Consider the following 4603-nt stretch of genomic DNA (forward strand, 5'->3'; position numbering starts at 1 on the left):
ACAGGATATCGATCGCCACCACCGAACGCTGGTAGAGCGCACCGAGCCGAAACGTGGCAGGTCCGACGCGGTAGCGCCCATCGTCGAGGCGCTCGAGCAATCGTCCGCGCAGCAGGGAATTCGCCAGCCGCAGGATGGTGCTCTTGTAGAGGCCTGTGCGCGCCGCGATTTCGGCCAGGCTGAGCGAGCGGTCGGCGGTGGTGAAGGCATCGAGGATGGCGATCGCCCGATCAAGTGCCGCAACACCTTCGGCGGACGCACGCCGGTTTTCCGCATCAGTCGGTCTGCTTGGTAAGTCCATTGCGGTTCCAGTCCGGAGAAGCCCGAGCGGGGTCACTCTGTCGCGCCACTGGATCGTTCTGTCCAGCAGAATATCGTTCCCGTTGACAGAACTCGGTAACATCTGCTTGAACTCGATCACGGGTCTGTGAATGCAGGCGCGTTTGGCAGGCACCGGAGGAGGTGTCGTGATCTGGAGGAATCCCATGCTGAACAGACGCAGATTTTTGATGAACACGGCGGCCGCGAGCGCTGCCGGCCTTGCAGGACTTCATCTCACCCCCGCTTTCGCCGAGGGTGCACCGCAGATCCAGATTTTCGTACCGGCGGCACCGGGCGGCGGCTGGGACCAGACAGGGCGTACGATGGACCAGGTGCTGCGCAGCGAGAAGCTCATCTCCGGCTCGCAGATCACCAATGTCGGCGGCGCCGGCGGCACGGTCGGGCTGCCGCAATTCATCAGCCAGTGGAACGGCAAGGGCAATTCGCTGATGGTTGCCGGCATGGTCATGGTTGGCGCCATCATCGCCAACAAGGCTGCCAACAATCTGACGCAAGTCACCCCGATCGCTCGTCTCACCGGCGAGTTCGAGGCTTTGGTGGTGCCGGCGGAGTCGCCGTTCAAGACGGCCGCCGATTTCGTCGCCGCACTCAAGGCCGATTCGACAAAGGTTCCTGTCGCTGGCGGCTCCGCCGGCGGTTCCGACCACATCCTGTTCGGCTTGATTGCCAAGACGGTTGGCGTTCCGGCGACAAACCTGTCCTATGTGCCGTTCGCTGGCGGCGGCGAGGCGTTGTCGGCGCTGCTCGGCAACCAGGTCGCGGCCGGCATCTCCGGCTTTGGCGAGTTCTCAGAGCAGGTCAAGGCGGGTGCGCTCAGGCTGCTCGCCATCTCGGCCGACAAGCGCCAGGACGGCATCGACGCGCCGACGCTGAAGGAAGCCGGCATCGATGTGGAGTTGTTCAACTGGCGCGGCGTCTTCGCACCACCCGGCGTTTCCGATGCCGACAAGGCAGCGATGATCACGCTGGTCGAGACCATGGCCAAGAGCGATGCGTGGGCGACCGAATGCAAGAACCGCAACTGGACGCCTATCCTTCTCACCGGCGACGATTATGCGAAGTTCGTCACCGAGGATTCGGCGCGTATCGAGGCTATCCTGAAAGACCTCGGGCTCGCCTGATCTCCCCTGAAGGGGCGGCACGCGCCGCCCCCTCTCGCATGGACTGCAAAGCCGGCATGAACCTGCGGTAAGGACCGGCGGTGCGATGCCGGGCATCTTCGCCAACCATATTGGGCCAGCTATCCCTGGAGGACAATCATGAGCACCAGCGACCAGCAGGCGGCGCCGCCGCGCCTTGCCGTGCCGGAATTGTTGATCGGCGTCGGGCTCCTGGCCTGCGCGGGCGCGGTCGCCTGGCAGACGCTGGCGATCCCGGTGTCGCCGCTCTACTCGAAGGTCGGCCCGACCGTCTTTCCCTACCTCACCATGGTCGGTCTGGTGGTGCTTTCGCTGTTGCTTATCCTCGCCGCACTTCGCGGCGGCTGGCAGCCGGAGGAGGAAAAGGAAACGCCGACAGACTGGAAGGCGATGGGTTTCGTCGTCATCGGCCTGATCGCCAATCTGCTGCTCATCCAGCCGCTCGGCTTCACGGCGGCATCCATCATCATGTTCGTTCTGGTCTGCTACGGCTTTGGCAGCAAGCGCACGCTGCGCGACGCAGTGCTCGGCCTGATCCTGGCGCTGGCCGCCTATTTCGGCTTCGCCAGGGCGCTTGGCGTCAATATCGGCGCCGGCTTCATCGAGAACCAGCTGAACACGGTCATCGACGCGTTCATCGGCATGTTGAGGGGCTGACGCCATGGAAACGCTCGGACATCTCGCGCACGGCTTCTCGGTTGCCTTCACCCCGGTCAATCTTCTGTGGTGCCTGCTCGGCACCACGCTCGGCACCGCCATCGGCGTGCTGCCCGGTCTCGGGCCGGCGCTGACCATCGCCCTGCTTTTGCCGATCACCTACCAGGTGGCGCCGGAAGCATCCTTCATCCTGTTTGCCGGCATCTATTACGGCGCCATGTATGGCGGCTCGACGACCTCGATCCTGCTCAACACGCCCGGCGAAAGCGCCACCATCGTCACCGCACTGGAAGGCAACAGGATGGCGCGGTCCGGCCGCGGCGGGGCAGCACTTGCCACCTCGGCCATCGGCTCGTTCGTCGCCGGCACGATCGGCACGATGGGCGTCGCCTTCCTGGCGCCGGTGGTGGTCAAGTTCGCGTTGGCCTTCGGTCCGGCCGAATATTTCTCGCTGATGGTGCTGGCCTTCATCACGGTTTCGGCGGTGCTGGGTTCATCCTCTGTGCGCGGCCTGACCAGCCTGTTTGCCGGCTTCGTGATCGGCATGATCGGCGTCGACTTGCAGACCGGCCAGCCACGCTTCACCTTCGGCATGACCGAACTGCTCGACGGCGTCGACGTCATCATTGCCGCCGTTGGCCTGTTTGCCGTCGGCGAGACGCTCTACATGGCTTCGCGCCGCTATGCCGGCAAGGACGAGATCGTGCCGCTGAAGGGCTCGCTCTACATGACAAAAGCCGAATGGGGGCGGTCGTGGAAACCCTGGCTGCGCGGCGCTGCAATCGGCTTCCCGATCGGCGCCATGCCGGCCGGCGGCGCCGAAATCCCGACCTTCCTGTCCTACGCCATCGAAAAGAAGCTGTCGAAGCACAAGGAGGAGTTCGGCACGGTCGGCGCCATCGAAGGCGTTGCCGGCCCCGAGGCTGCCAACAACGCGTCCGCGGCCGGCGTGCTGGTGCCGATGCTGACGCTTGGCCTGCCGACCTCGGCGACGGCGGCGATCATGCTGTCGGCATTCCAGAGCTACGGCATCAATCCCGGGCCGCTGCTTCTGACGACCCAGGGCGACCTCGTCTGGGGGCTGATCGCCAGCCTGTTCATAGCCAACGTCATCCTCGTCATCCTCAACCTGCCACTGATCGGGCTGTGGGTGCGGCTGCTGAAAATCCCGGCGCCGCAGCTCTATGCCGGCATCCTGGTGTTCGCCACGGTCGGCACCTATGGCATTTCGCAATCGCCCATCGACCTCGTCATCCTCTATCTGCTGGGGGCGGCCGGCTTCCTGATGCGGCGTTTCGATTTCCCGACCGCGCCCGTCATCATCGGCATGATCCTGGGGCCACTCGCCGAAACCCAGTTTCGCCGGGCGATGACCATCTCGAATGGCGACTGGTCGGTGTTTTACACCCACAAGCTGTCGCTGACGCTGCTGACGCTCGCCTTCATCGGTCTCGCCGGCCCGCATATCTGGGCCTTCATCGAGCATCGGCGTCGGCGCGGACCGGAGCATGTGCCTGGCGATGCCTGATCGATCCTTGATGCCATGACAGAACTGCTTTCCGGTATCCGCGTCCTCGACCTCACCAACGTCCTGGCCGGCCCCTATTGCGCGTATCAGCTGGCGCTGCTCGGCGCCGACGTGATCAAGGTCGAAGTGCCGCAAGGCGGCGACCTGGCGCGCCAGCTCGGCGGTTCGCCAGAGCTCAACAGCGCCGGCATGGGCGCCTCGTTCCTGGCGCAGAACGCCGGCAAACGATCGGTGGTGCTGGACCTCAAGAAGCAAGCCGATCACGAGCGTTTCCTCGATCTGGTCGCCAGCGCCGACGCACTGGTGGAGAATTTCCGCCCGGGCGTGATGGATCGGCTCGGGCTTGGCTACGAGGCGCTGAAGGCTGTCCGTCCCGGCCTCGTCTATTGCGCGATATCGGGTTTCGGCCAGACCGGGCCAATGCGCGACAATCCCGCCTATGACCAGATCATCCAGGGCCTGTCGGGGATCATGAGCATCACCGGTACGCCGGAGACGGCACCGCTGCGTGTCGGCTATCCCGTCGCCGACACGCTTGGCGGACTGGTCGGCGCGTTCGCCATCGCCTCGGCGCTGGTGCGGCAGAAGACGAGCGGCGAGGGTGCCTTTCTCGACGTCTCGATGCTCGAATGCACGCTTTCCGCACTTGGCTGGCCGGTCTCCAACTATCTGACCGCAGGTGTCGATCCCCAGCCAATGGGCAATGAGAACATGACCGCGGCACCCTCCGGTGCGTTTCGCACCGGCGGAGGGCTGCTCAACATCGCCGCCAACAAGCAGGAGCAGTTCGTGACGCTGTGTCGGCTGATCGGCCGGCCGGAACTGGCCGGGGATGCCCGCTTTGCCGAGCGCGAGACGCGCAAGCACAACCGTGCGGCGCTTAAAGCCGAGATCGAGGACGCCCTGGCGAGCGCCCCGGCGGCAGACTGGGAAGAGA

Annotated in this window: 5 protein-coding genes; 4 read left to right on the forward strand and 1 reads right to left on the reverse strand. The window is 64.8% G+C overall.

Annotation, left to right across the window (positions count from 1 at the left end; all coding sequences use genetic code 11):
* A partial coding sequence (locus tag EN935_RS23255) for a helix-turn-helix domain-containing protein (RefSeq protein ID WP_164771281.1) occupies nucleotides 1–301 on the reverse strand: 301 nt, incomplete at its 3' end.
* A gap of 184 nt (nucleotides 302–485) precedes the next feature.
* Here EN935_RS23255 and EN935_RS23260 point away from each other — a divergent pair.
* From EN935_RS23260 to EN935_RS23275, 4 genes are all read left to right on the forward strand, one after another.
* Nucleotides 486–1463, forward strand: coding sequence for a tripartite tricarboxylate transporter substrate-binding protein (locus EN935_RS23260; RefSeq protein WP_127373645.1), 978 nt, complete (start codon nucleotides 486–488; stop codon nucleotides 1461–1463).
* 138 nt (nucleotides 1464–1601) lie between these two features.
* Complete coding sequence (locus EN935_RS23265) at nucleotides 1602–2138, forward strand: tripartite tricarboxylate transporter TctB family protein (protein WP_126070514.1); 537 nt, start codon at nucleotides 1602–1604, stop codon at nucleotides 2136–2138.
* A 4-nt stretch (nucleotides 2139–2142) separates the two neighbouring features.
* Nucleotides 2143–3666: a tripartite tricarboxylate transporter permease gene (locus EN935_RS23270; RefSeq protein ID WP_127265470.1), complete on the forward strand. Its 1524-nt coding sequence runs from the start codon at nucleotides 2143–2145 to the stop codon at nucleotides 3664–3666.
* A 15-nt stretch (nucleotides 3667–3681) separates the two neighbouring features.
* On the forward strand, nucleotides 3682–4603 hold a 922-nt coding region (locus EN935_RS23275; protein WP_164771282.1), incomplete at its 3' end, for a CoA transferase.

This window comes from Mesorhizobium sp. M7D.F.Ca.US.004.03.1.1, assembly GCF_003998635.1.
GTDB lineage: Bacteria > Pseudomonadota > Alphaproteobacteria > Rhizobiales > Rhizobiaceae > Mesorhizobium > Mesorhizobium loti.

Excerpts from the sequence above, each read along its gene's own strand:
- EN935_RS23260 (WP_127373645.1), top strand. The coding sequence starts at position 486 with ATGCTGAACAGACGCAGATTTTTGATGAACACGGCGGCCGCGAGCGCT.
- EN935_RS23265 (WP_126070514.1), top strand. The coding sequence starts at position 1,602 with ATGAGCACCAGCGACCAGCAGGCGGCGCCGCCGCGCCTTGCCGTGCCG.
- EN935_RS23270 (WP_127265470.1), top strand. The coding sequence starts at position 2,143 with ATGGAAACGCTCGGACATCTCGCGCACGGCTTCTCGGTTGCCTTCACC.